The organism is Flavobacterium sp. CECT 9288, assembly GCF_918731615.1.
Taxonomy (GTDB): Bacteria; Bacteroidota; Bacteroidia; order Flavobacteriales; family Flavobacteriaceae; genus Flavobacterium.
Map to the genome: position 1 here is coordinate 1544912 of NZ_OU957226.1, position 24616 is coordinate 1569527.

Consider the following 24616-nt stretch of genomic DNA (forward strand, 5'->3'; position numbering starts at 1 on the left):
AATTTTACCAAAAAACGTGCCGTTTTTCAATGAAATAATGATAAACAATACTTTTTTTATTATAATACCTATCTACTTGTACAGTATCTCGTTTTGCAAAATTTTTTCTAAAAAGGGTATAAAACGCGGCGTGAGCTTTAAGTATGGCTAAAAAATGTTTTCCTTTTCCTTGAGTTAGAAATTGAACTCCAGCAATTCCGTCAAGTATCATTCTTGTAAATAGAATAGGAAACAATTGATTTTTAGGTAAGTTCTTCGTTAACATCAATAAGGAGTTTCTAAAATTCAAAAATGTTTTTAAGGGGTTTCCTTGTTGTAACGTTGCACCACCTACATGATATACAACAGATTGAGAACAATATTGTATGCCATATCCTTTATTGAAAGCACGCCAACATAAATCAATTTCTTCTTGATGAGCAAAGAAATCTCCATCAAAGCCTTTTAGTTCCTTATATACTTCGCTTCTAATGAAGAAACATGCACCTGAAGCCCAAAAAATAGATGTGTGATCATTATATTGACCTAAATCTTTTTCTAGAGTTTCAAATAACCTTCCACGGCAAAAAGGATAGCCATACTTATCAATAAATCCACCCGCGGCACCCGCGTACTCAAAATAATCTTTTCTTTTATAATCTAGTATTTTGGGTTGGATAATGGCGGTATTTGTATCTTTTTCGAATATTTCAAGGATTGGTTGCAACCAGTTTTCAGTTACTTCAATATCAGAATTGATTAGCGCATATACATCGGCATTTAAATGTTGAAGTGCTTCGTTATAACCTTTTGCAAACCCAAAATTACCAGAATTTTGAATAATCACAACCTCAGGATAATTTTGTTTTACAAAAGAAACAGATGAATCGGTTGATGCATTATCTGCAACGTATATAGTCGCTTCTTTTGAAAACTGTACTACTGAGGGCAAAAATTGTTCTAATAATTTGGTTCCATTCCAATTAAGGATAACAACGGCTATTTTCATGGTGTAATAATGTGCTAAAGTTGCCCGTAATTGGGCAAATCTTTCAGAAATTGATATTTTTCATTTTCAAAATCCATTTGGCAAAAGTAATGATTCAATCCATTGGTTACCATCAAAAATTTGGCTTGTAATGTCATATTGTATTGCGCTATTTGGTCAAATGTAACTTGTGCTATTTGAATTTTGGGGGCTTTACATTCTACAAGGATATCAATGGTACCGTCAGTATTGTAAACAACAACATCGTACCTTTTGCGTAAGCCATTGACTTTTAAAACTTTTTCAACATTTATTAAAGAAAGGGGGTATTCTTTTTGTTCCAATAAAAACCGAACTACATGCTGCCTTACCCATTCCTCAGGTGTAAGAATTATAAATTTTTTACGAATAACATCAAAAATAGCTGTTTTATTTTCGCTATTTTTGAACCGAAAAGTGTAGTGTGGAAAATTGAGAATTTGCATGGTGCAAAAGTATTAAATAAGTTTAAAAAGTAAAGTTTAAAGATCCATTCTGATAAAAAGATACTTTGCTTATTAAAACTTGAATTAAATTGAAATGGACGAAGTCATAAAAATTGTAAATGATATTAAAAGTGGTTCTATAAAACCCATTTACCTTTTAATGGGTGAGGAGTCTTATTATATTGACAAACTCTCAGATTTTATTGAAGAAAAAGTATTGTCTGATGAAGAAAAAGGATTCAATCAAACCGTTTTATACGGACGAGATGTAACAGTTGAGGATGTGGTGGCTACTGCAAAACGATATCCTATGATGGCGGACCGTCAAGTTGTAATTGTAAAAGAAGCTCAAGATTTAAATCGAACGTTTGATAAATTTGAAGCTTATGCAGATAACCCAATGCTTTCAACCGTTTTAGTATTGTGTTATAAATACAAAACTGTTGACAAACGAAAAAAAGTAACCAAACTTATTGCGAAAAACGGATTGGTTTTCGAGAGTAAAAAATTATATGAAAACCAAGTAGGCGATTGGATTAAGCGTGTACTCTCTGGCAAAAAATACATGATAGAGCCTAAAGCTACAGCAATGCTCGTAGAGTTTTTAGGTACTGATTTGAGTAAAATAAACAATGAATTAGAAAAGTTGCAAATTATTTTACCCGTTGGGAGTACAATAACGCCCCAACATATTGAGGATAATATTGGTTTTAGTAAAGATTATAATGTGTTTGAACTTAGGAAAGCACTTGGGGAGCGCAATCAGTTGAAAGCATATAAAATAGCTGAAAACTTCGCCCAAAATCCAAAGGAAAACCCCATGGTGGTGACCACGAGTTTAATATTTGGATTTTTTATACAGCTATTAAAATATCATGGTTTAAAGGATAAAAACCCAAAAAATGTGGCAGCCGTAATAGGTGTGAATCCATTTTTTATGAAAGAATACGATGTTGCTTTGAAAAATTATCCAATGAAAAAAGTGAGCCAAATAGTTGGAGCACTTCGAGATATTGACGTCAAAAGTAAAGGAGTCGGTGCAAATGCAATTTCACAATCGGATTTATTACGAGAGATGCTTTTTAAAATATTCAATTAAAATTATAAAATTTCCGATATTTGCAACTCAAATCGTAACAAAACATTTATAAATAAAGTAAGGAACATGAATAAAAATACAATCTTAGGTTGGGCAACACTCATTATGATTTTAATGGGATTATTGCTTATTGCTCTGGGCGCGTTTCGATATGATGATGTTGCTGGATGGGGATTTGCAGCAGTAGGAATTGGATTTTTAGCAAATGCTTGGGTGTTTAGTTCGCTAAAAGGCAGGTTGTAAAAATACAAACACAAAGAGAAAAATAAATAAAAAGATAACTGTAAAACATAAATTATGTCAGACGATAAAAAAGTAATATTCTCAATGCAAAAATTGAGTAAAACCTACCAAGGTGCAGATAAACCAGTACTTAAAAATATTTACTTGAGTTTCTTTTATGGCGCCAAAATAGGTATATTAGGACTTAATGGTTCTGGAAAATCATCACTTTTAAAAATTATTGCAGGTGTAGATAAAAATTATCAAGGCGATGTTGTTTTTCAACCAGGTTATACGGTAGGATACTTAGAGCAAGAACCAATATTAGATGATTCTAAAACCGTTTTAGAAATAGTTCAAGAAGGTGCAGCAGAAACCATGGCTGTTTTAGCAGAATACAATCAAATCAACGATTTGTTTGGACTTGAAGAAAACTATTCTGACCCAGATAAAATGGACAAATTGATGGATCGTCAAGCGGCTTTGCAAGACAAAATTGATGCGCTGGGAGCTTGGGAAATTGACACTAAATTAGAAATCGCTATGGATGCCTTGCGTACTCCTGATGGTGATACTCCAATTAAAAATCTTTCTGGAGGTGAGCGTCGTCGTGTGGCTTTGTGTCGTTTGTTGTTGCAACAACCAGACGTTTTGCTTTTAGATGAGCCAACCAACCACTTGGATGCTGAGAGCGTTCTTTGGTTAGAGCAGCATTTAGCACAATATTCAGGAACAGTAATCGCTGTAACGCACGATAGATATTTCCTTGATAATGTAGCTGGTTGGATTCTAGAGTTGGATAGAGGAGAAGGTATTCCGTGGAAAGGAAATTATTCTTCTTGGTTAGATCAAAAATCAAGCAGAATGGCACTTGAAGAAAAAGTAGCTTCAAAACGCAGAAAAAACTTAGAGCGTGAGTTGGATTGGGTTCGTCAAGGTGCCAAAGGCCGTCAAACCAAACAAAAAGCACGTTTACAGAACTACGATAAATTGTTAAACGAAGATCAAAAACAATTAGACGAAAACTTGGAAATTTACATTCCAAATGGGCCGCGTTTGGGAACTAATGTTATTGAAGCAAAAAATGTTGCTAAAGCTTTTGGAGACAAATTATTATATGACAATCTAAACTTTACGTTACCACAAGCTGGAATTGTTGGTATTATCGGACCAAACGGAGCTGGTAAGTCTACTATTTTCAAAATGATAATGGGTGAACAAGCTACAGATAGTGGTTCTTTTTCTGTTGGTGAAACTGTAAAAATTGCTTACGTAGATCAATCGCATTCGAATATAGACCCAAATAAATCCATCTGGGAAAATTTCGCTGATGGTCAGGAACTAATCATGATGGGTGGAAAACAAGTAAATTCTAGAGCATATTTGTCTCGTTTCAATTTTGGAGGTGGCGAACAAAACAAAAAAGTTTCGATGCTTTCAGGTGGAGAACGCAACCGTTTACACTTGGCAATGACTTTAAAGGAAGAAGGAAATGTACTTTTACTGGATGAGCCAACCAATGATTTGGACGTAAATACGTTAAGAGCATTAGAAGAAGGTTTAGAGAATTTTGCTGGTTGTGCTGTGGTAATTTCCCACGATAGATGGTTCTTAGATAGAATTTGTACCCACATTTTAGCTTTTGAAGGCGACTCTGAAGTGTATTATTTCGAAGGAGGTTTTACTGAATACGAAGAAAATAAAAAGAAACGTTTAGGTGGTGATTTAACTCCAAAACGTTTAAAATATAGAAAATTAATTCGCAACTAATTTTCTTCTATTTTATTGAAAAAGGCTGTCTATTTTGACAGCCTTTTTTATGGTAATGAATCTTTATGTAATTAATTAGATGAAGTTGATTAACTTATTTAAAATAAATAAATTAAGTTGTGTTTTTAACTTAAAAATTTTGATTTAAGAGTCTCTGTAGGCATCATACAACTTTCTTTTTTACCGTACCATTTGTATCTGTTTTTTGCAACATAATCATAAGCAATTTTACTAAATGAAACAGGGAAAAATCCTAAAATACGGGCAAAAGTAAATACTCCTCCTAATTCCTTGGCAATTTCAAATACTGCTTCTGCTTTGTAATAGTAAGCAACTCCTGGATGATACAAGATGATGCTATCCATTTTTTGCGAATCAATTCCTAAATAATTAGTGATCTCTTGACCTAAAGCAGATTGTAAAGCTACAAACCTAAAAATATCCTTTGTATCATGCTTTATAATAAGTTGTACTGAAGTATCACACAAATTGCAAATGCCATCAAAGAGTATTATTTTCTTATTTTTTGGAAGGTCCTGCATTTTGAAAAATCAGTTTAAATTAGATTAATAAAAAATTATAGAACAATTATTGTGTCGTTCCGCATGCATTTACTTTTTTCCTGCCTCTACAAATTCTAAAACGTCTAAGCTTGCTTTTGAAGTAAAAACACCATAATTGACTGTGGCTTTGTTTTTTTCGATACTATCAATCGTTCCAATGGCTTTTCCGTCAAACATACGCACACGATCACCTACTTTTAGCACTGGTTTTGGCTTTTCAACAACTACTTTTTGTTTTTTCTCTTTCTTTTCCTTTCGAATTTCTTCCACCTGAACGGTTACTTCTTGGATGACTTCTTTCTTTTTTTCAATCTGCGCTTTTGTTTCTTTAGCAGTTGCTTTTTTACGCTTAGAATTTTCAATTTCAATAATTTTCAAAAACTCACCCAGTAATTCTTTTTTATTTTTGTTATTGAAATACTTTTCAGAAATGTCTTCAATCTTTTGTCCAATATAAATGGTCTTTTGATTGCTATCGTACAACTCTTGGTAACTTTCCAGTTTTTGCTTGATTTTTACATTGATATTTTCCATTTTTTTGCCCTCTTCACGTGCTTTGCTTTCTTCTTCTTTTAGCGTTTGCGACGTTTTTTCAAGCTTAGAGCGTTCCTTTTGTAAGGTGGCAATGGTTTTATCAAATCGTACTTTACCAACTTCAATTTTCTTTTTGGCGCGATTAATCAAGCTAAAAGGAATTCCGTTTTTGAGTGCAACCTCAAATGTAAAGGAACTTCCTGCCTGACCCAGAACTAATTTATATAACGGTTCAAGTGTTTTCTCGTCAAAAAGCATGTTGGCATTCGTTGCAAAGGGCAATTCATTCGCAAGAATTTTCAAGTTCGAATAATGGGTTGTGATTATACCAAAAGCTTCTCTGTGATAGAACTCCTCTAAGAAAATTTCAGCCAAAGCACCTCCTAATTCAGGATCAGATCCAGTTCCAAATTCATCAATTAAAAACATAGTCTTTCTGTTGCACTTTTTCAGAAAGTAATTCATGTTTTTTAATCGATAACTATACGTACTTAAATGATTTTCAATAGATTGATTGTCTCCAATATCGGTAAGGATTCTGTCAAATAAGAAGGTTTCACTGCGCTCGTGTACGGGAATCAACATGCCAGATTGCAACATCAATTGCAATAAACCAACAGTTTTTAATGAGATGGTTTTTCCACCAGCATTAGGTCCTGAAATTACAATAATTCTATTTTCTTGTTCTAACTCAATGGTTTGTGGATGTGTTATTTCGTTTTTTTGCTTGTTATTTAGATATAAAATAGGATGAAAAGCATCTCTAAAATACAATCTGCGATCTTCAGTAATATTTGGAAGAATTCCGTTTATTTTATTGGCATATTTGGCTTTTGCAGCAATAACATCGATGTCACTTAAGAAATCTTGATACTCAACTAATAAAGGCAAAAAAGGTCTGATTTGATTGGATAAAAGTTTTAGAATTCGGGTTATTTCCTCTTTTTCTTCATATTCTAGATTGCTCAATTCTCTGGAATATTGCAAAGTTGCTTCGGGTTCAATATACGCAATACTACCCGTTTTTGAACTTCCCATGATAGAGCCTTTTACTTTTCGGCGGTACATGGCCAGAACAGCCAAAACTCTTCTGTTTTGCACAAAACTCTCTCTAATGTCATCTAGGTAACCCAACGAATTATAGTGTGTCAGTGCTGTTCCAAAACTCTGATTTACTTTTCCGCGCACCGCATTCATACTTCTACGGATATTCAATAAATCTGGAGAAGCATTGTCTTTTATTTCGCCGTATTTATCAACCACATCGTCAATCATAGTGATAATGTCTTTGGTCAATTCTACTTGATTAGCTCTAAGATTTAAGTTTGGATAATAGTCTTCGAATTTTTTTAAAAATTGCAATAAAAAATTTACGGTACTCGAAAGGCTTGCAATTTTTCTAAAACTACCTACTTCAAGAAAACTATCTTCAATAGCAAGAAATTTGATTTCGTGTGATATGGCTTCAAAACCATGATTTGGGATGGCATTGTTATTTTGAAAAGACGATACATACTCTGAGGTTTGCAATAAAGCTTGCATCAAAGTTTCTTTGTCTTTAAAAGGAGTTATTTCAAGTGCTTTTTCTTTTCCAATATCAGTATTGCAAATAGAAGATATTGTTTCTAGTACAGTTGGAAATTGTAAATCTTGTAATGTTTTTTCGGTAATGGAGATCATTTATGCTACAGTCTTTTGAACTACAAAAATAAGCTTATTTTAAGAAAGAAACGAGTAGTTATTCTACATAGATTCAAAGAAATAAAAACAGAAAGAAACTCACATATATATAACGCTTTGTTTTACTAATTTTAGGAAAGTTACTTCTATCTTCTTGTATATTTGTACCAATAAATTTTATAAAAAAGCACTATTTTTAATGGATCCAATTACCATCATTCAAGGACAACTAGACGCATACAACAAGCAAGATTTAGAGTTGTTTTTAAGTTTTTTTTCAGACAATATTGAAATATATACTTTTCCAAATGAGTTACTTTACACAGGAATCCAAAATATGAGAGACTATTATGAAAATGCTTGGAAACTTAATCCAAATCAAAAAGCTATTGTAAACGAAAGGATGTTTCTTGACAATACAGTAATAGACAAAGAACTTGTGATTGGGAGAGCAAATGGTATTGACATAAATGTTATAGCAATTTATACAATTAAAGACAATATCATCATTAAAGTGTTTTTTATTCGACAATAGTCAAGTTTAATACATACATTTTTTAAAAAGTTCCTAAAAGAAATCATTATGCTACGAAATTTAAATCCTGCTTGGCAAACCATTATTGCAGATGAAATAGAAAAAACTTATTTTCAAGACTTAATGAAGGAAGTGGCGGTAGAATATCAAAATCAAATCTGTTTCCCTCCTAAAGAATTGATTTTTGAGGCTTTTAATCAATGTTCTTTTGATGTTGTAAAAGTGGTGATTATTGGCCAAGACCCTTATCATGGAGTGGGAGAGGCGAATGGTCTATGTTTTTCGGTGGCTGATGGGGTGCGCATACCGCCATCATTAAGAAATATTTTTAGAGAAATGAGTGACGATTTGGGAACTGTTTTTTTGCCTACATCAGGTAACTTAGAGTCGTGGGCCCAACAAGGTGTTTTGTTGCTCAATGCTACTTTAACAGTGAGACAAGATAGCCCTAATAGTCATAAGCATTTAAAATGGAGTCAGTTTACTGATGCAGTAATTGAGTTCATCAATTCTAAAAAAGAAGGTATTGTATTTGTACTTTGGGGTAGTTTTGCTCAAAAAAAAGGAGTAAAAATAGACCGAAACAAACATTTAGTTTTAACATCGGGTCATCCATCACCATTGAGTGCTAATCAAGGGAAATGGTTTGGAAACAAGCATTTTAGTCAAGTGAATGATTACCTTGAAGCGAATAATAAAGAGGCTATTATTTGGAATACAAATAGTTAGCCTAAGTCAAGATGTTTAATGTTATTTGGTTGTTTTGCGTGACTGATGGCAGTGGAGCTCTTTTTAGGCGGGCTTTTTTGCCCGACTAGAAAAGCGGGAACGTACAGCAGGACCCGAAGCTTTTGCGTAGGGGCACGCCCAAAAAATGATTAATCTCTGAAAATTATTTTTTGATAATATCTTCTAGTACAGCTTTGTCACTGTAATTGATGATTTTTAAAACAACCTCTTGATTTTTGATTGTTTTGCCTTCAATGGTGTACATTTTTCCTTTTTTTACAATTAGGTTACTGTTGTCAAAATCAACATCACCATATTGCAAAGAGTTTTTTATATCAGCAGTATCAATCCATTTTTGCGCCAATATTGTAGATGCTTTATCAGAGTAATAGAAAGGTTTGTTTCTCAAGTCATTTAAGACTCTGGCATTTGGAAAATAGTTACAACGAGTGTCTTTCCCACTGAAAACAAGGGCTACAAAAAAAAGTCCGATCACTAAACCAACTAAATAATAAGCAAAACGCTGAAAAAATTTCATAAAATATTTTTGTGCAAAGGTACTTGAAAAATTTCTTAAAAAACTATTAAATTTATATCACTATGAGGCAGGTCAAACCAGTCTGCAATGGCACTATTGGTGTGGATACCGTGGTACATATAAACTCCATTTTTTAAGCCTTTATCACAACGAATGGCGCGTTCAATGCCGCCATCTTCGGCAATTTTCATTAAGTAGGGTGAAATAATATTACTAATGGACAAGGAAGCCGTTTTTGAGTAACGAGACGGAATGTTAGGTACGCAGTAATGCAACACATTACTCTTTATAAAGGTAGGTTTTTCATGTGAGGTTACTTCTGAAGTTTCAAAACAACCTCCAGTATCAATACTAACATCAACAATTACGGCACCATTTTTCATGTGTTCTACCATTGTTTCTGATACTACCACGGGACATCTGTCTTTTCCTTTCATGGCACCAATGGCTACATCACAACGTCTTAGAGCTTTTAAAAGTGCTTTTGGTTGAATGGTTGATGTAAAAATGCGTTGGTTTAAATTGTTTTGTAATCTTCGCAATTTAGTAATAGAATTGTCAAAAACTTTGACACTAGCTCCAAGACCTATGGCTGTTTTTGCAGCAAATTCGCCCACAGTTCCAGCTCCTAAAATTACAACATCAGTAGGAGGAACTCCTGTAATATTACCAAATAATAATCCTTTTCCTAGGTCATTAGTGATCATTAATTCGGCAGCAATTAGAATAGAGGCCGTACCAGCAATTTCACTTAATGATTTTACTGCAGGATAGGTACCATCCTCATCTTTAATATATTCAAAAGCTAATGCAATGATTTTCTTTTTGGATAAAGCTTCAAAATAGGCTTTTGTTCTCGTTTTTAGTTGAATGGCTGAAATTATGATCGTTTGCGGATTCATCATTTCAATTTCACTAAGTGTGGCAGGTTCCACTTTTAAAATCATGGGACATCCAAAAACTTTTTTGGTATCACTTGTTATTTCGGCACCAGCATTGCTGTATTCTTTGTCAGTATAACTAGAACTAAGTCCAGCTCCAGCTTCAATCATCACGCGATGTCCTTGAAAAGTTAAGGAGTTTACGGCATCAGGTGTAAGGCAAATACGTCGTTCTTGAAAACTAGTTTCTTTTGGAATACCAATAAAAAGTTCACTTTTATGTCTAGCAATCTCTAGCTTTTCTTCTTGTGGTAAAAGCTGCTGTTTGGTGAATGGCGTAGTAGTAATTGACATTTTTTATGATGAATTAAGCGTCCAATTTACGTAAATTTTGCTAATTAAAGCACTACATTTTAGTAAATTAAAACTCAAATTTAAGCTATTATTTTTTCCATTTTGATATCGGCTCTTTCGTAAATTCCTGATTCGAGCGGAATTTCTGCAAAGCCAAACTTTTCATACAAGTGAATTGCTGATTTCAATTTTCTGTTGGAGTATAAAATGATCTTTTCTATTCCTTTTTCTTTAGCAATTGCAAAACAGTGTAAAATCATTTTTTTTCCTACTCCCAGTCCTTGAAATCCATCTGTTACCGCCATTTTACTCAATTCAAAACAACTGTTGTCTATTTTGATTAAGGAAACGGTGCCAATTATTGCATCGTTGAACTTGGCATAAAAAATCATTCCGCCTTTGTTAATAATCTCTTTTTTAGGATCCGAAAGTACAATTTCATCTTTAGGTTCTACCTTAAAATATTTCTGCAACCATTCGAGATTTAAATCCTTTATTGGCGCTGCCAAATCATCCGAAAAAGGAATTATGGTAACCAAGTTTTCTTGTATCATACTTTTTTATGTCAAAGTTAACTTTCTAGTTCCATCTGCTAAAGCATCGATATGAATTACAGAGTGTGTATCAGGAATTAAGTTTTCAATCTTTTCAGCCCATTCTATAAAACACCAATGCCCAGAGTACAAGTATTCATCAACACCCATATCAAGAGCTTCCTCTTCTTTGTTTACTCTATAAAAATCAAAATGATAAACCAATTGATTTTGAGATGCTTCGTATTCGTTAACTAAAGAAAAAGTTGGACTACTTGTAGCGCCTTGTACGCCTAATGATGTACAAAGTTGCTTAATCAAAGTAGTTTTTCCAACACCCATTTCACCGTGAAAAAGTATGACTTTATTCGGGTTCTGGGCAATAATTTGTTGTGCTACTTCTTCAAGCTGTTCTATTGAAAAAAGGATATCCATTCTGATAAAATTTTTTAAAGTTGACAATTTAAGTTTTTAGTCTTAGATTGAAAACTGAGACTGATTGCTTTTTTATTTCGGATTAAAAACTAAAAACGGAATAATCATTTCTTCCAGAGAAATGCCTCCGTGTTGATATGTGTTTTTATAATAACTCACATAGTGATTGTAATTGTTGACATAAGCCAAAAACAAATCACTTTTTGCAAAAATAAACGAACTACTCATATTAATTGCAGGTAAGCCAATATTTTTTGGATCTTTTACAGCATAAACATCTTTGTATTCGTACGTAAGACTTCTGCCTGTTTTATATCTCAGATTTAGACTCGTATTTTTATCTCCCACAACCTTTGATGGGTTTTTCACATTTATAGTGCCGTGGTCTGTAGTGATAATCAATTTGAAGCCCATTTTTTGTGCCTGCTGAATAATTTCTAGCAAAGGCGAATTTTTAAACCAACTTAATGTCAAAGAGCGATAGGCTTTATCATCAGATGCTAATTCTTTCACTACGTCCATTTCTGTTTTGGCATGCGATAACATATCCACAAAATTATAAACAATGGTGACTAAATCATTATCTTTTAAAGCCTTGAAACTTTCAGCTAATTTTTTACCACCAGCAAGACTCGTAATTTTAAAATAATCTTCTTTAATATTAAGTCCTAATCGCTTGATTTGCGCAGTCAAAAATTCAGCTTCAAACAAGTTTTTACCACCTTCTTCAGGATCGTTTTTCCAGTATTGCGGAAACTGTTTTTCCATATCTAACGGCGTTAAACCAGAGAAGATTGCGTTCCTTGCATACTGCGTGGCAGTTGGTAAAATAGAGTAGTAGGGAACCTCTTTTTCTAATTTATAGTAATTTCCTACCACCGTTTCAAAGGTTTTCCATTGGTCGTAGCGCAAGTTGTCAATCACTACAAATAAAATAGGCTTGTCTTTTTTCTTAAGTTCCGGCAACACGAGCTCCTTGAATAAGGTATGCGATTGTATTGGTCGGTCGGCATCGGTAACACTTGCGACTTTTTTAGGCATCGGTGCAAACCAATCTTCGTAATTGCGTTCGATAAACTTACCAAACTGCGAGTTGGCTTCTACTTTTTGAGATTCTAAAATTTGAATCATCCCTTGATCATCAATGTTTTCTAACTCAAGTTCCCAAAAAATCAATTTTTTGTACAATTCTATCCAATCTTCAAAGGAATTCACCATCCCCATTTCCATCGCTATTTTGCGAAACTCTTTTTGATAATCGAGTGTTGTCTTTTGAGAAATCAATCGCGAATGATCTAAGTTTTTCTTCAAACTCAGTAAAATTTGGTTCGGATTTACGGGTTTGATTAAATAATCTGCAATTTTAGACCCAATCGCCTCCTCCATGATATACTCTTCCTCACTTTTCGTAATCATGATCATAGGAATTGCTGATTTTTTTTCCTTCATTTCTGAAAGTGTTTCCAATCCGCTCATTCCAGGCATGTTTTCATCCAAAAAAACGATGTCAAAATTGTTTTCTTCAAATATCGCAATTGCATCTAAGCCATTGTTACAGGTAGTAACCTCGTAGTTTTTCTTTTCTAGAAATAATATATGTGGTTTCAAAAGGTCAATTTCATCATCAACCCAAAGTATTTTTATCGCTTCCATAACTGTGTCAAATTTTGTTGAATAATAGGTAATCAAAGTGCCAAATTACATCATTTTGTCACTCCAATCTACTAATATTTTGATAAAATTTTAGGACATCTACTGGTAAACTAATCCATTTATTTTTTTTCTTTTTCTCATTGGGCGTGCCCCCAAGTTCCGTAAACTCCACTTGGGGCAGGCTGTGCGCTGTATCTTTGCTTTTTTAAAGAAAAAAAGCAAAGGATGCCGCTTCCATCCTTCACGCAAATCACATTTTGAAATGAAAAATTTCCATTACTAGTACTGAAATACAATATATCTATTCCTTTTTTAGTTAATTGTATTGTAAAAATAAAGATTTTGTGCCTAAACTTTAATAAAAAATTAGGACTACAAGCACGTTAATAGTACACTTTGTTTAGTAAATTGTAAGAACAAATAATTTTATTTTCAAAAACATTAAATATCACCCTAACTAATTGTTAATTAAAACAGTACTATCATGACCGAAGATTTTATAACAATCGACAAAGAAGCCATTGCTGCACTTAAATTCCCTAATACTGATGTTTTAGAGGATAATGACCAAATAAAAATGAGAATTAGCGAAGTCAACAGAGCGTTATCATTAGGAAACCTAGAACATTCTAAAATAAAAATATTTTTTGAAGATGTTGAATCAAAGAAAGTAGTTGATACCACGGTTTGGGCTGTAACGGACAAAAATATCATCTTGAAACAAGGAGTGATGATTCCTATTAACCGTATTCATAAACTATTTTAAAAACAAGAAGCTATGCGAAACAAAATTTTTAAAATCTAAAACAAGATGCTATCAATTTTGTTTCGCGTTTCAATCAATATGTAAAAAGTTGTTGTAGTGTAAATGATAGTTAATATGTACCTTTGATACTCATTTATGCCAACAAAATCCCTATGAATTCCTCCTTGTTTTACAGTCTTTTACAGAGAAAATTTCCATTTCAGCCCACTTACAAACAAGATGTCTTTTTTCAAAAAATAGCCATTTTTTTGACTGAAACAGAGAATAAGACCATTTTTGTACTCAAAGGATATGCAGGAACAGGAAAAACTACTGTGATATCAACCATTGTTAACAGCTTAATAGACATTAATAAAAAATATGTTCTACTTGCCCCAACAGGTCGTGCAGCTAAAGTAATTGCTAATTATTCTGACAAACCTGCTTTTACCATTCATAAAAAAATCTATTTCCCTAAAAAATCTTCTGGTGGTGGCGTATCTTTTACTTTACAGCCCAACAAACATAAAAACACCATTTTCATCGTCGATGAAGCCTCGATGATTTCGGATACGAATTCAGATTCTAAGTTGTATGAAAACGGCTCTTTATTAGATGACTTGATTTCATACGTTTACTCAGGTACGAATTGCAAAATGATTTTATTAGGAGATACGGCTCAGTTGCCTCCGGTGAATTTGGATATCAGCCCAGCGCTTGATATTCGAACACTTAGTATGAATTACGATAAAGAAGTTGAACATATTGAGCTAGACGAAGTAATGCGTCAAGAAGAAAATTCAGGAATTTTATTCAACGCCACAGAATTGCGCGAAGTACTCAAAGAATCTTTTATCACTGATTTTAAATTCGATCTCAAAAAATTCAAAGATATTGTGCGTTTGACAGACGGCTACGATATTCAAGACGCCATTAATTCTGCTTACAGTAATTATAGCATCGAAGATACCGCTTTTATTGTGCGCTCTAATAAAAGAGCTAATCAATACAACGAACAAATTCGAACTAAGATTCTGGACAAAGAAAGTGAGCTTTCTACTGGGGATTTTTTAATGGTGGTGAAGAACAATTATTTTTGGCTAAAGGATTCTGACCAGGCAGGTTTTATCGCCAATGGTGATATTATCGAAGTACTCGAAATTTTTAGCATCAAAGAGTTGTACAGCTTCAAATTTGCCAAAGTAAAAATCAGAATGGTGGATTATCCAGATCAAAAACCAATTGAAACTGTTTTGCTTTTGGACACCATCAAAAGCGAATCTCCTTCGCTTACGTACGAAGAATCAAACCGACTTTATCAAGAAGTTTTGAAGGATTACGAGGGCGAAACCAAATTCAAACAATTCCAAAAAGTAAAAGCGAATGAATATTTTAATGGCTTGCAGGTAAAATTCTCTTATGCCATTACTTGTCATAAATCACAAGGAGGGCAGTGGAATACGGTTTTTATAGAGCAACCTTATTTGCCAGATGGTATTAACCGTGATTACATTAGATGGTTGTATACAGCCATGACACGTGCCAAAAATAAATTGTACTTAATTGGTTTTAAGGATGATAGTTTTGTAGAGTAAATCAAACAAACATTTAAGTCATGAAAGGAAAATCAAAGAAAACTTTAATGATCTTATAAGACTTATATGGTTCAATAATTTTAAAATAGTTTAGTTATGAATGCTTTAAACGATTTACATAAGATTTCAGGCTCTTTTTCAAACACCGAGAAAATGCCAGTTTTGTTTCTTGGTCATGGCAGTCCCATGAATGCCATTGAAGAAAATCAGTTTGTAACAGGATTTCGGAATTTAGCCAAATCCTTACCACAACCGAACGCTATTTTGTGTATTTCGGCGCATTGGTATACCAACGGCACCAAGGTTACAGCAATGGAAATGCCGCGAACAATTCATGATTTTGGAGGTTTTCCGCAAGCGTTATTTGACGTGCAATATCCTGCAAAAGGTATTCCAGAATTAGCAGTAGAAACTAAACAATTATTGACGCCGATTTCGGTTGAACTCGACGAACATTGGGGATTAGACCACGGTGCTTGGAGTGTTATTAAACATTTATATCCGGATGCCAATGTTCCTGTAATTCAGCTAAGTATTGATTATACAAAACCTGCGCAATACCATTTTGATTTGGCACAAAAATTAAGTGCTTTACGTACGAAAGGAATTTTGATTGTAGGAAGCGGAAATATTGTTCACAATTTGAGATTAGTCGATTTTCCGAATTTAGATAAAGATAATTACGGCTATGATTGGGCAATTGAAGTTCGTGAAACTATCAATTCCTATTTGCTAGACGGAAATTTTCAACCACTCCTAGATTTTGAAAAACAAAGCCGAGCTTTTCAATTAGCGATTCCAACTCCAGAACATTATTTACCTTTGATTTATACTTTGGGTTTAAAAGGAAAACAAGAAGAACTCAGTTTGTTCAATGATAAGTTACTGGGAGGATCGTTGAGTATGACTTCGGTAAAAATAATGTAACATTGGTAAACCAAACCAATCAAAACCAACTCTAAAATAGCACGAAAATAATTTCATCCTTGGTTGCAATGATGTATTTTTGAACTCAAACTTTTTAAACTACATGAAGATAATAGCAGTTATTCCCGCACGTTACGCCTCTACACGATTTCCCGCTAAACTGATGCAAGATCTTGGAGGGAGAACCGTAATCCTAAGAACCTATCAAGCAGCCATAAACACGCAATTGTTTGATGATGTTTTTGTAGTGACTGATTCCGATTTGATTTATGAAGAAATTATTTCTAATGGTGGAAAAGCTATTAAGAGTGTAAAAGAACACGAATCTGGGAGCGATCGAATTGCCGAAGCAGTTGAAAATCTCGATGTTGATATTGTGATTAATGTGCAAGGTGATGAACCCTTTATTGATGCCGAACCCCTTGCCAAAGTCATTGAAGTTTTTAAAAACGATTTGGATAAAAAAGTAGATTTAGCTTCGTTAATGCGCGAAATTACTAATCAAGAAGATATCAATAATCCGAATAATGTTAAGGTTGTAGTGGATCAAAACGGATTTGCTTTGTACTTCTCCCGATCTGTAATTCCGTATCCGCGAGAACAAAATGTTGGTGTTCGATACATGCAGCATATTGGTATTTATGCTTTTAGAAAACAAGCTTTGTTGGATTTTTATAGTTTACCAATGCAATCTTTGGAAGCATCCGAAAAACTAGAGCAATTGCGCTATTTGGAGTTTGGCAAACGAATCAAAATGGTCGAGACCACACATGTAGGGATTGGAATTGATACGGCAGAAGATCTCGAAAAAGCACGAAAAATACTTTAAAATAAGGAGTTACTACGCTAATTTTTCAATTACAATGAGTTCGTTGTGAATTTCTATTCGGGGAATAGTTCTAATTTGAAATTGCGGATGGACAAAATCGGTAATATATTTTTTATTTCTATTATTCTGATCATCGTTCAAAATCATGGTATTAAATAGAATAAAACCTTTTGATTTAAGGAGGTAACAAAGTCTATTGGTAAAAAAAGTTTCAAATAAAAAATTAGGCATGGTCGTGTCTTGAAATATATCAATGATTATTAAATCGTATTTTTCTTTAGTTTTTAACACAAATTCAAAAGCGTCGTCGATTATAATTTCCAGATTTTCAACTTCATTCAATTTGAAATAGGTATTTGCAATATGAATAATTTCGGGATCTATCTCAACTCCAGTTAGTTTGCCTTTAAATTTTACATCGTCAACTAGTGTTTTAATAACGCTTCCTCCGGCAACACCTAGTAGTAAGATGCGTTCCATTTTTACTATTTTTTCAAAACCAATACTTTTCAATCCGAGTCTTAAAATACGTTGTAAACTACCATAAGAGTAGTTCGCATTTTTTGAATCTAAAACCAATTCTCCATTTGCCCAAGTAACTTCAATTAACTGGTTAATACTTGATTTTGTTTCAAAAATTTTAATTGGAAGTAAATAACTCAATATTTTTTTAATCATTACGAATGGTTTTAACCAAAAATAAGTTTTTTATCATTTATTTTGTCACAAAATCTAAGTAATGAAAAAAATAATATACCAATTCCTGTTTTTTAAACTTATGGGTTGGAAAATAGTAGGCGGAATAGATCCTAATTTAAGAAAGTGCGTGATGATGGTTATGCCACACACCAGCGCGCATGATTTTTACTTGGGCATTTTTACAAGAGGAATTACGGGACTTGAAATGAATTGGGTAGGCAAGAAAGAGTTGTTTCGTTTTCCACTCGGAATTTATTTTAGATATATGGGTGGGGAACCTTTGGATAGAAGTGGAGGGTTGAACAAAGTGGATTCAATAGCTGCCATATTTGATAAAAAAGATACTTTTAGATTGGCTGTGGCACCAGAAGGGACTCGTAAAAAGGTAAGTGAATTAAAAACGGGATTTTATTATATCGCTTTAAAAGCTAAAGTCCCTATTGTTCCTGTTTCGTTTGATTTTGGGAGAAAACAAGTTCATTTAGGACAACCGGTTAAGCCGTCTGGCAATATTGAGGAAGACTTAACAATACTGAAACAACACTACAAAGGAGTCTTGGGTAAAATACCCGAAAATGGAATTCAATTCTAAAATTAAAATTTAGAAATTGATACAAGATTGAATTATCACAAAAATAAATGCTTTTCTAGAGTTTCTAGAGAAGCATTTTTATTTTGGAGTATATTGTTTAAAGGTGCCGTTTTTATAAAAAATCATGATTGTTTCAATTTCTTCCTGGTTTGAATCAGTTGGGTCTTTTACTGGAAATGGAATTTCCGAAATTATGTTAGGAATAGGAGGTATAAAGTCAGTAAACAAATCGGCAGCGGGAATATTGTTTTTATCTTCGATACCAAAATTGGAACTGTTTTTATTTTTGATGACATTTAAGTTATTTGCATCAAATTCCTGTAATTTAGGAAAACTTCCTTTCCCGTTTAGAATCCAATATAAATCAACTTCGGGAAAAACATCTAAAATTTTCAAGATAAAATCCAAACTTGGTTTGTTTCTTCCAGATAGGAGGTGTGACAAGCTAGAACGTTGTACACCTATTTTATCTGCAAAAGAAGAGGCATTAAGTCCGTAATAATCCAATATAATTTCTAACCTTTTAATAAAATCTTCGATGTTTACCATTGTAAATTATATTTAAATTACATCTATTTACAAATGTAAAAAATATAAGTGAATAAATGGTAAATTAGGTCTAAAAAGAATTTAAAATTACCATTTGTATTAAAGTAACAGTACTTTAAAAACAATATAAGTTCTTAATAATAAACGTTTTAATAATCTTTAACTAAAGTTAATCCTTTTGTTTACAAATATCTCTTATAGAAGTCTTTTTTGAGAACTGAAAGTGTTTACAATATTAAAAATAATTGTTTTTTGTCTGTTTACAATTGTAACTTTAAAGATGTTTACTTTTGTAAATTAAATAGTAATTATGAATTTAGAAGCTTTACATAGTCACAACCTAGTACAATCACTTAAAGGGAAATACATAATGCTTGATCATATTGAGCACATATTAGTTGATTTGAATACTTCAGATGAATTGGCAATTATCGGTAAGTCCGTTTTAGATAAACCTATTTATTCCTATACAATTGGTAAGGGTAAAATTAAAATTTTCCTTTGGTCACAAATGCACGGAAATGAAAGTACTACTACAAAAGCATTGCTTGATTTTTTGTTTTTTTTAAAGAGTGATGACATTTTAGCGACGCAAATGCTAGATAGCATCACTTTTTTATGTTTACCGATGTTAAATCCTGATGGAGCGCAAGCGTACACTAGAGAAAATGCAAATGGTATTGATTTAAATAGAGATTCTCAACTTTTATCTCAGCCAGAAAGCAACATTTTAAGACAAGTTTTTGATGATTTTAAACCCGATTATTGTTTTAACCTACATGATCAAAGAACTATTTTTGGAGTTGCTGATAGTGGACTTCCTGCTACACTTTCTTTTTTGGCTCCTTCTTATAATGAAGCGCGCGAAGTGAATGAATGTAGGTTAAAAGCAATAAACTTAATTGCTACTATTAATGACGGAATGCAGTCGTTTTTACCAGGTCGAATAGGTAGATTTGACGATTCTTTTAATATCAACTGTATTGGTGATACTTTTCAGTTTTTAGGAGTTCCAACACTTTTATTTGAAGCCGGTCATTTTCCTAATGATTATAATCGAGAAATTTCTAGAAAATTTGTCTTTATTGCTTTTGTTTTGGGTTTTAAAGCGTTAAGCGAAAACGTTATAGTTAGCAATGGAATCAATAAATATTTGAATATTCCTCAAAATAAAATCGTTTTTTATGATTTTATTTATAAAAATGTCAAGATAAATTATGATGGTATTGAAAAAATAACGAATTTTGCAGCACAATATAAAGAAGAAATTGTTGATAATCAGCTGTTTTTTAATGCTTATTTTTCTAAAATAGATGAATTGGAAAAGTATCATGGTCATTATGAGTATGATGCAAATGGCGCAAAGTATTCTGACAACACAGGTTTTTTACCTGTTTTGAATCAAAAAGCCGATTTTTATTTAGATAATAACATAAAATTTGTTAATGGAATGATAAATATTTAATATTTTTGTCTTTTTATTGTTTTTATGTATAATTTTATGCTTTGTTAAAGCAATTAATAATGTTAATTAGAGAGTTATGAGTAAATTTCGTTTAGATGAAGTAGATCACCAAATTTTAGATATGTTGATAGACAACACAAGAGTACCTTTTACAGATATTGCAAAAAAATTATTGATATCAGCGGGTACTGTTCATGTTAGGGTAAAAAAGATGGAGGATGCAGGAATCATAATGGGTTCTTCGCTTGTATTGGACTATGATAAATTAGGTTACTCTTTTATAGCATATGTAGGTGTATTTTTGAACAACACTTCTCAAACAAAATTTGTTTTGGAGCGCATTAATGAAATTCCATTTGTAACCGTAGCTTCTGTAACTACTGGTAAGTTTAATATTTTTTGTAAAATAAGAGCCAAAGACACTAAACATGCAAAGGATGTTATTTTTATGATTGATGATATTGATGGAGTTTACCGTACAGAAACTATGATCTCTCTTGAAGAAAGCATCAATGATAAGAAGCGCTTAATGCATACCATATTCAAAAACATGTAATTCTTGAATGCGCTGTAATTAAATACAACCTCAAGTTTATTCTTGGGGTTTTTTTATGAAAAATTAACTAAACCAACCACTCAAAACTATGTATACTTTACCTAAAATAGAACGTTTTAATCAAGATGTTTTATCTAAATACCATATTTACAATAGTGTTTTTATTACTTTGCCTTTTCACTCTATAGATAATACAGGAGCGTTATTACCGCTTTTTACAGATATATGTGATACTGGGTTTAAAAAACAAGAAACTCCTAAAGAAATTGTTGATTTTTTTACGGAGCGATACTTACACAATGCCTCTGAGCAAGAGAAAATTGATATTATGTTTCGTTTTATTCAATACATCGAACGACAAATTGTGCTTTTTGATGCTATTGAAGATGCTGCTTTCCCTGTGGTAAATAATATGGAGGGTATTGGTTCTTTGAGAGATATCAAAGAAAAGTCAGATGTAAAAGATAATGAAGAAGAATTAGTAGAGTTTTTAGAGAATTTTAATGTTAGAACGGTTTTAACGGCGCATCCTACTCAGTTTTATCCTGGAGCAGTGCTTGGAATAATTAATGATTTAACCGAAGCCATTCGTAAAAATGATCTTCTTGATATTAAACAATTATTAGCCCAATTAGGAAAAACTCCTTTTATTCAAAAAGACAAGCCTAGCCCATTTGATGAAGCAGTAAGTTTGATTTGGTTTCTTGAAAACGTTTTTTATCAAACCTCTGGAGAGATTGTTCAGTACTTACAAAAAAATATTTTTAATTCCTTATCTATAAAAAATCCTTTAATAAAACTAGGCTTTTGGCCAGGAGGAGACCGTGATGGAAATCCATTTGTAACTACTGAGATTACTTTGAAGGTTGCTGAACGTCTAAGAACCTCTATTTTAAAATGTTATTACATCGAAATAAGAAATTTAAAAAGAAAGTTAACGTTTTCTGGTGTAGATACTTTGATTACGGAACTTGAACAAAAACTATATCGTTCTGTTTTTTATTCAAAAGGTGATATTTATATAACTCTTGAAGATTTCAACACTCAATTATTAAAAATCAAACAAATAATTATTGAGCAGCACCAATCCTTATATTTGGACGAATTAGATGCTTTGCTGATTAAGTTGAACTTATTTGGTTTTCATTTTGCTACGTTAGACATTAGACAAAATAGTAAAATTCATGATGCTGTTTTTAGTGATATCGTTGATTACTTCCATCAAGTAGAATCGACTATTTTTCCAAAAAACTATAAGAATCTTTCTGAGACTGAAAAGATTTTAGCTTTAGAAACTATCAAAGGAAATGTAGACCCAAAAGTATTTCAAAATGAGATTACCCAATCTACGTTAGAATCAATTAATGCTATTCGTGTTATACAATCAAATAATGGTGAATTTGGGGCAAATCGTTATATCATAAGTAATAATGAAAGTGCGCTAAATGTTTTAGAAACCTTGGCCATGTTTCGATTGAGTGATTGGGAAAATCCTACAGTTGATATTGTTCCTCTTTTTGAATCAGTTGATGATTTGCAAAATGCTGATGTAATAATGGAAAAATTATACACCAATACTATTTATGCTGAGCATTTGAAAAACAGGAACAATAAGCAAACTATTATGCTTGGTTTTTCTGACGGAACTAAAGACGGTGGTTATTTAATGGCAAATTGGAGTATTTATAAAGCAAAGGAAATGCTTACTGAGATTTCGAGAAAATACAACATTAAAGTTATTTTCTTTGACGGTAGAGGCGGACCTCCAGCTCGTGGTGGAGGAAAAACGCATAAGTTTTACGCTTCATTAGGACCAAATATTGAGAACAATGAAATTCAAGTCACTGTTCAAGGTCAGACAATTAGCTCTAATTTTGGAACTTTAGATTCCTGTCGATACAATTTAGAAAACTTATTGAGTGCCGGAGTGAGTAATCAAGTTTTTGATAAAAATCAAAACGAATTGTCCATTAATGATAAGAATATTCTAGATCAGCTGGCAAATTTGGGTTACGACAAATATTTAAGTTTTAAAAATCATCCTCATTTTATTCCTTATTTAGAGGAAATGAGTACGCTTAAATATTATGCTAAGACTAACATTGGTAGCCGACCTGCAAAGAGAAATAAATCAGCACAGTTAGATTTTGCAGATTTACGTGCAATTCCGTTTGTAGGTTCTTGGAGTCAATTAAAGCAAAATGTACCTGGTTTTTTTGGAGTAGGTACAGCTTTAAAACACTTTGAAGATTCAAATCAGTGGAATAAAGTTCAATATTTATATGATAATTCATTGTTCTTTAAAACATTGCTTGAAAACAGTATGATGTCACTGGCTAAATCATTTTTCCCTTTGACCGCTTACATGAAAAAAGACCCTAAATTTGGTCCTTTTTGGCAAATTATTTACGACGAATTTTTAGAAACAAAACGATTATTATTAAAAATTGCTGGTCATAAAGAATTAATGGAGAATTACCCTGATGGTAAAGCATCAATTCAAATAAGAGAACGTATTGTATTGCCATTGTTAACAATACAACAATATGCATTATTAAGAATAAATGAATTAAATAAAGAATCGCAACCAGACGAAGCCTTAATAAAAGTATACGAGAAAATAGTAACCCGTTCTTTATTTGGAAATACAAACGCCAGTAGGAACTCCGCTTAAACAATACAAATATGAAATCAACACAGTTACCAATTAATGAATATGCACCCTTCTATGCTCAATATATTCAAGCTTTAGGAGAGGTAGATCTTATTGAAGAATTAGAAATTTCATTACATGAGTTCATTAAATTTGTTCAAAACATTCCTATGGATAAGTTTGACTACAGGTATGCTGATGGAAAATGGGATATTAAAGAAATTATTCAACATGTAATTGATACGGAACGTATTTTTGCTTATAGAGCGTTACGAATCTCTAGAAACGATCAAACGCCTTTACCTGGTTTTGATGAAAATATCTATGTTATCAATACTGAAGCCAACAAAAGAAGCATTCAAGAATTGCTTACAGAATTATCGGCAGTGCGCCATTCAAGTTTGTTGTTTTTTAAAAGCTTAAGTTCTGATCAATTTCAAAGAATTGGAACAGCATCCAACTCAGCAATATCAGTTAGAGCAATTGGATTCATTATGATTGGTCATCAAAAACATCATCAAAAAGTTTTTGAAGAAAGATATTTATAATGTATTAAAAAGCAGTTGACCAAATTTTAAGTTTATTATCAAACGACATAGTATTTGCAGGACTTGTAGAAGGCATCACATAATACGTAATGCCTTTTATTTGTCCAAATTTCTTGAAAAAGTACTTATGACTCTCTTTTCCGTTGAATACAATTGTTTTTATAGATGGAAATTGTGTAAATAATGTTTCAAAATCATTTATTTCGTGATTCTTTATATGAATATCCAAACTTCCGTTTCTATCACAACTTTTTAAAACATCCCAAAGCCCAATTTTACTCTCTTGTAGTACTTGTATTTTTAGTTCAAATTCTTCAGTTGCAGGAAAACTATCTAATAGTGTAAACATTATTTTCCAAAAATGATTTCTTTGATGCGCATAATATTCTTGCTTTTCTAATGATGCAATTCCAGGCATAGTTCCTAAAATTAAAATTTTAGTTTGTGCATTTACAAAAGGTGGGAATGAATGAATCATAT

Annotated in this window: 26 protein-coding genes; 14 read left to right on the top strand and 12 right to left on the bottom strand. The window is 32.5% G+C overall.

Translation table 11 applies throughout. The features are described 5' to 3' along the window. Positions 1–4 precede the first annotated feature (4 nt). Together LQ189_RS06725 and LQ189_RS06730 are read right to left on the bottom strand one after the other, a co-directional pair. Positions 5–988, bottom strand: a complete 984-nt coding sequence (locus tag LQ189_RS06725) for a glycosyltransferase family 2 protein (RefSeq protein WP_230155242.1) — start codon at positions 986–988, stop codon at positions 5–7. A gap of 14 nt (positions 989–1002) precedes the next feature. Next, complete coding sequence (locus LQ189_RS06730; RefSeq protein ID WP_230155244.1) at positions 1003–1452, bottom strand: type I restriction enzyme HsdR N-terminal domain-containing protein; 450 nt, start codon at positions 1450–1452, stop codon at positions 1003–1005. Positions 1453–1546: 94 nt separating this feature from the next. Here LQ189_RS06730 and holA point away from each other — a divergent pair, with 94 nt between their 5' ends. The 3 genes from holA (at position 1547) to ettA (ending at position 4543) form a co-directional block, all read left to right on the top strand. After that, positions 1547–2551 (top strand): DNA polymerase III subunit delta, encoded by a 1005-nt coding sequence (gene holA, locus LQ189_RS06735; protein ID WP_230155246.1) that lies wholly within the window; start codon positions 1547–1549, stop codon positions 2549–2551. A gap of 66 nt (positions 2552–2617) precedes the next feature. Continuing rightward, positions 2618–2794, top strand: coding sequence for a CAL67264 family membrane protein (locus LQ189_RS06740; protein WP_086453741.1), 177 nt, complete (start codon positions 2618–2620; stop codon positions 2792–2794). A 54-nt stretch (positions 2795–2848) separates the two neighbouring features. After that, the gene (ettA, locus tag LQ189_RS06745) at positions 2849–4543 is read left to right on the top strand and encodes an energy-dependent translational throttle protein EttA (RefSeq protein WP_158729784.1); all 1695 of its coding nucleotides are present in this window, start codon (positions 2849–2851) and stop codon (positions 4541–4543) included. Between the two features lie 125 nt (positions 4544–4668). On the opposite strand, the gene LQ189_RS06750 is transcribed toward ettA, so the two are convergent. Beyond that, positions 4669–5085, bottom strand: coding sequence for a thiol-disulfide oxidoreductase DCC family protein (locus LQ189_RS06750; protein WP_230155247.1), 417 nt, complete (start codon positions 5083–5085; stop codon positions 4669–4671). A gap of 69 nt (positions 5086–5154) precedes the next feature. Further along, a complete protein-coding gene (locus tag LQ189_RS06755) occupies positions 5155–7320 on the bottom strand; it encodes a DNA mismatch repair protein MutS (protein ID WP_230155248.1) in 2166 nt (721 codons plus the stop codon). A gap of 199 nt (positions 7321–7519) precedes the next feature. Here LQ189_RS06755 and LQ189_RS06760 point away from each other — a divergent pair, with 199 nt between their 5' ends. Beyond that, positions 7520–7855 (top strand): nuclear transport factor 2 family protein, encoded by a 336-nt coding sequence (locus LQ189_RS06760; protein WP_158729781.1) that lies wholly within the window; start codon positions 7520–7522, stop codon positions 7853–7855. Between the two features lie 48 nt (positions 7856–7903). Further along, on the top strand, positions 7904–8584 hold the full coding sequence (gene ung / locus LQ189_RS06765; RefSeq protein WP_230155249.1) for a uracil-DNA glycosylase: 681 nt from the start codon (positions 7904–7906) through the stop codon (positions 8582–8584). A 163-nt stretch (positions 8585–8747) separates the two neighbouring features. Here ung and LQ189_RS06770 read toward each other — a convergent pair whose 3' ends face one another. From LQ189_RS06770 to LQ189_RS06790, 5 genes are all read right to left on the bottom strand, one after another. Next, on the bottom strand, positions 8748–9122 hold the full coding sequence (locus tag LQ189_RS06770) for a DUF4258 domain-containing protein (RefSeq protein ID WP_086453736.1): 375 nt from the start codon (positions 9120–9122) through the stop codon (positions 8748–8750). 35 nt (positions 9123–9157) lie between these two features. Continuing rightward, positions 9158–10357: an alanine dehydrogenase gene (locus LQ189_RS06775; RefSeq protein ID WP_167496929.1), complete on the bottom strand. Its 1200-nt coding sequence runs from the start codon at positions 10355–10357 to the stop codon at positions 9158–9160. Positions 10358–10437: 80 nt separating this feature from the next. Beyond that, a complete protein-coding gene (locus LQ189_RS06780; RefSeq protein ID WP_230155250.1) occupies positions 10438–10911 on the bottom strand; it encodes a GNAT family N-acetyltransferase in 474 nt (157 codons plus the stop codon). Between the two features lie 6 nt (positions 10912–10917). After that, entirely contained in the window at positions 10918–11325 is a 408-nt protein-coding gene (tsaE, locus tag LQ189_RS06785; protein ID WP_230155251.1) for a tRNA (adenosine(37)-N6)-threonylcarbamoyltransferase complex ATPase subunit type 1 TsaE, read from the bottom strand. 72 nt (positions 11326–11397) lie between these two features. Continuing rightward, a complete protein-coding gene (locus tag LQ189_RS06790; RefSeq protein WP_230155252.1) occupies positions 11398–12978 on the bottom strand; it encodes a bifunctional response regulator/alkaline phosphatase family protein in 1581 nt (526 codons plus the stop codon). 484 nt (positions 12979–13462) lie between these two features. On the opposite strand from LQ189_RS06790, the gene LQ189_RS06795 reads away from it, so the two are divergent. The 4 genes from LQ189_RS06795 (at position 13463) to kdsB (ending at position 17074) form a co-directional block, all read left to right on the top strand. Then, positions 13463–13744, top strand: a complete 282-nt coding sequence (locus LQ189_RS06795) for a hypothetical protein (protein WP_144890709.1) — start codon at positions 13463–13465, stop codon at positions 13742–13744. 152 nt (positions 13745–13896) lie between these two features. Next, positions 13897–15318 carry an ATP-dependent RecD-like DNA helicase gene (locus LQ189_RS06800; protein WP_230155254.1) on the top strand — a complete coding sequence of 474 codons (1422 nt, stop codon included), beginning with the start codon at positions 13897–13899 and terminating at the stop codon, positions 15316–15318. Positions 15319–15414: 96 nt separating this feature from the next. Then, positions 15415–16245 carry a 4,5-DOPA dioxygenase extradiol gene (gene ygiD / locus LQ189_RS06805; RefSeq protein WP_230155256.1) on the top strand — a complete coding sequence of 277 codons (831 nt, stop codon included), beginning with the start codon at positions 15415–15417 and terminating at the stop codon, positions 16243–16245. A gap of 103 nt (positions 16246–16348) precedes the next feature. After that, entirely contained in the window at positions 16349–17074 is a 726-nt protein-coding gene (gene kdsB / locus LQ189_RS06810; RefSeq protein ID WP_230155258.1) for a 3-deoxy-manno-octulosonate cytidylyltransferase, read from the top strand. 12 nt (positions 17075–17086) lie between these two features. Here the strand turns inward: kdsB and LQ189_RS06815 are convergent, their stop codons facing one another. Next, positions 17087–17752: a spermidine synthase gene (locus LQ189_RS06815; protein WP_230155260.1), complete on the bottom strand. Its 666-nt coding sequence runs from the start codon at positions 17750–17752 to the stop codon at positions 17087–17089. Between the two features lie 61 nt (positions 17753–17813). On the opposite strand from LQ189_RS06815, the gene LQ189_RS06820 reads away from it, so the two are divergent. Beyond that, complete coding sequence (locus LQ189_RS06820) at positions 17814–18365, top strand: 1-acyl-sn-glycerol-3-phosphate acyltransferase (RefSeq protein ID WP_230155262.1); 552 nt, start codon at positions 17814–17816, stop codon at positions 18363–18365. A 78-nt stretch (positions 18366–18443) separates the two neighbouring features. Here LQ189_RS06820 and LQ189_RS06825 read toward each other — a convergent pair whose 3' ends face one another. Beyond that, positions 18444–18914: a helix-turn-helix transcriptional regulator gene (locus LQ189_RS06825; protein ID WP_086453725.1), complete on the bottom strand. Its 471-nt coding sequence runs from the start codon at positions 18912–18914 to the stop codon at positions 18444–18446. Between the two features lie 310 nt (positions 18915–19224). On the opposite strand from LQ189_RS06825, the gene LQ189_RS06830 reads away from it, so the two are divergent. The 4 genes from LQ189_RS06830 (at position 19225) to LQ189_RS06845 (ending at position 24136) form a co-directional block, all read left to right on the top strand. Beyond that, entirely contained in the window at positions 19225–20379 is a 1155-nt protein-coding gene (locus LQ189_RS06830) for a M14 metallopeptidase family protein (RefSeq protein WP_230155264.1), read from the top strand. A 76-nt stretch (positions 20380–20455) separates the two neighbouring features. Then, the gene (locus tag LQ189_RS06835; RefSeq protein ID WP_072943262.1) at positions 20456–20935 is read left to right on the top strand and encodes an Lrp/AsnC family transcriptional regulator; all 480 of its coding nucleotides are present in this window, start codon (positions 20456–20458) and stop codon (positions 20933–20935) included. Positions 20936–21023: 88 nt separating this feature from the next. Continuing rightward, positions 21024–23609 (top strand): phosphoenolpyruvate carboxylase, encoded by a 2586-nt coding sequence (locus LQ189_RS06840; RefSeq protein WP_230155266.1) that lies wholly within the window; start codon positions 21024–21026, stop codon positions 23607–23609. An 11-nt stretch (positions 23610–23620) separates the two neighbouring features. Continuing rightward, on the top strand, positions 23621–24136 hold the full coding sequence (locus tag LQ189_RS06845; RefSeq protein WP_230155268.1) for a DinB family protein: 516 nt from the start codon (positions 23621–23623) through the stop codon (positions 24134–24136). Between the two features lie 4 nt (positions 24137–24140). Here LQ189_RS06845 and LQ189_RS06850 read toward each other — a convergent pair whose 3' ends face one another. Continuing rightward, entirely contained in the window at positions 24141–24614 is a 474-nt protein-coding gene (locus LQ189_RS06850) for a DNA-deoxyinosine glycosylase (RefSeq protein WP_230155270.1), read from the bottom strand. Positions 24615–24616 lie beyond the last annotated feature (2 nt).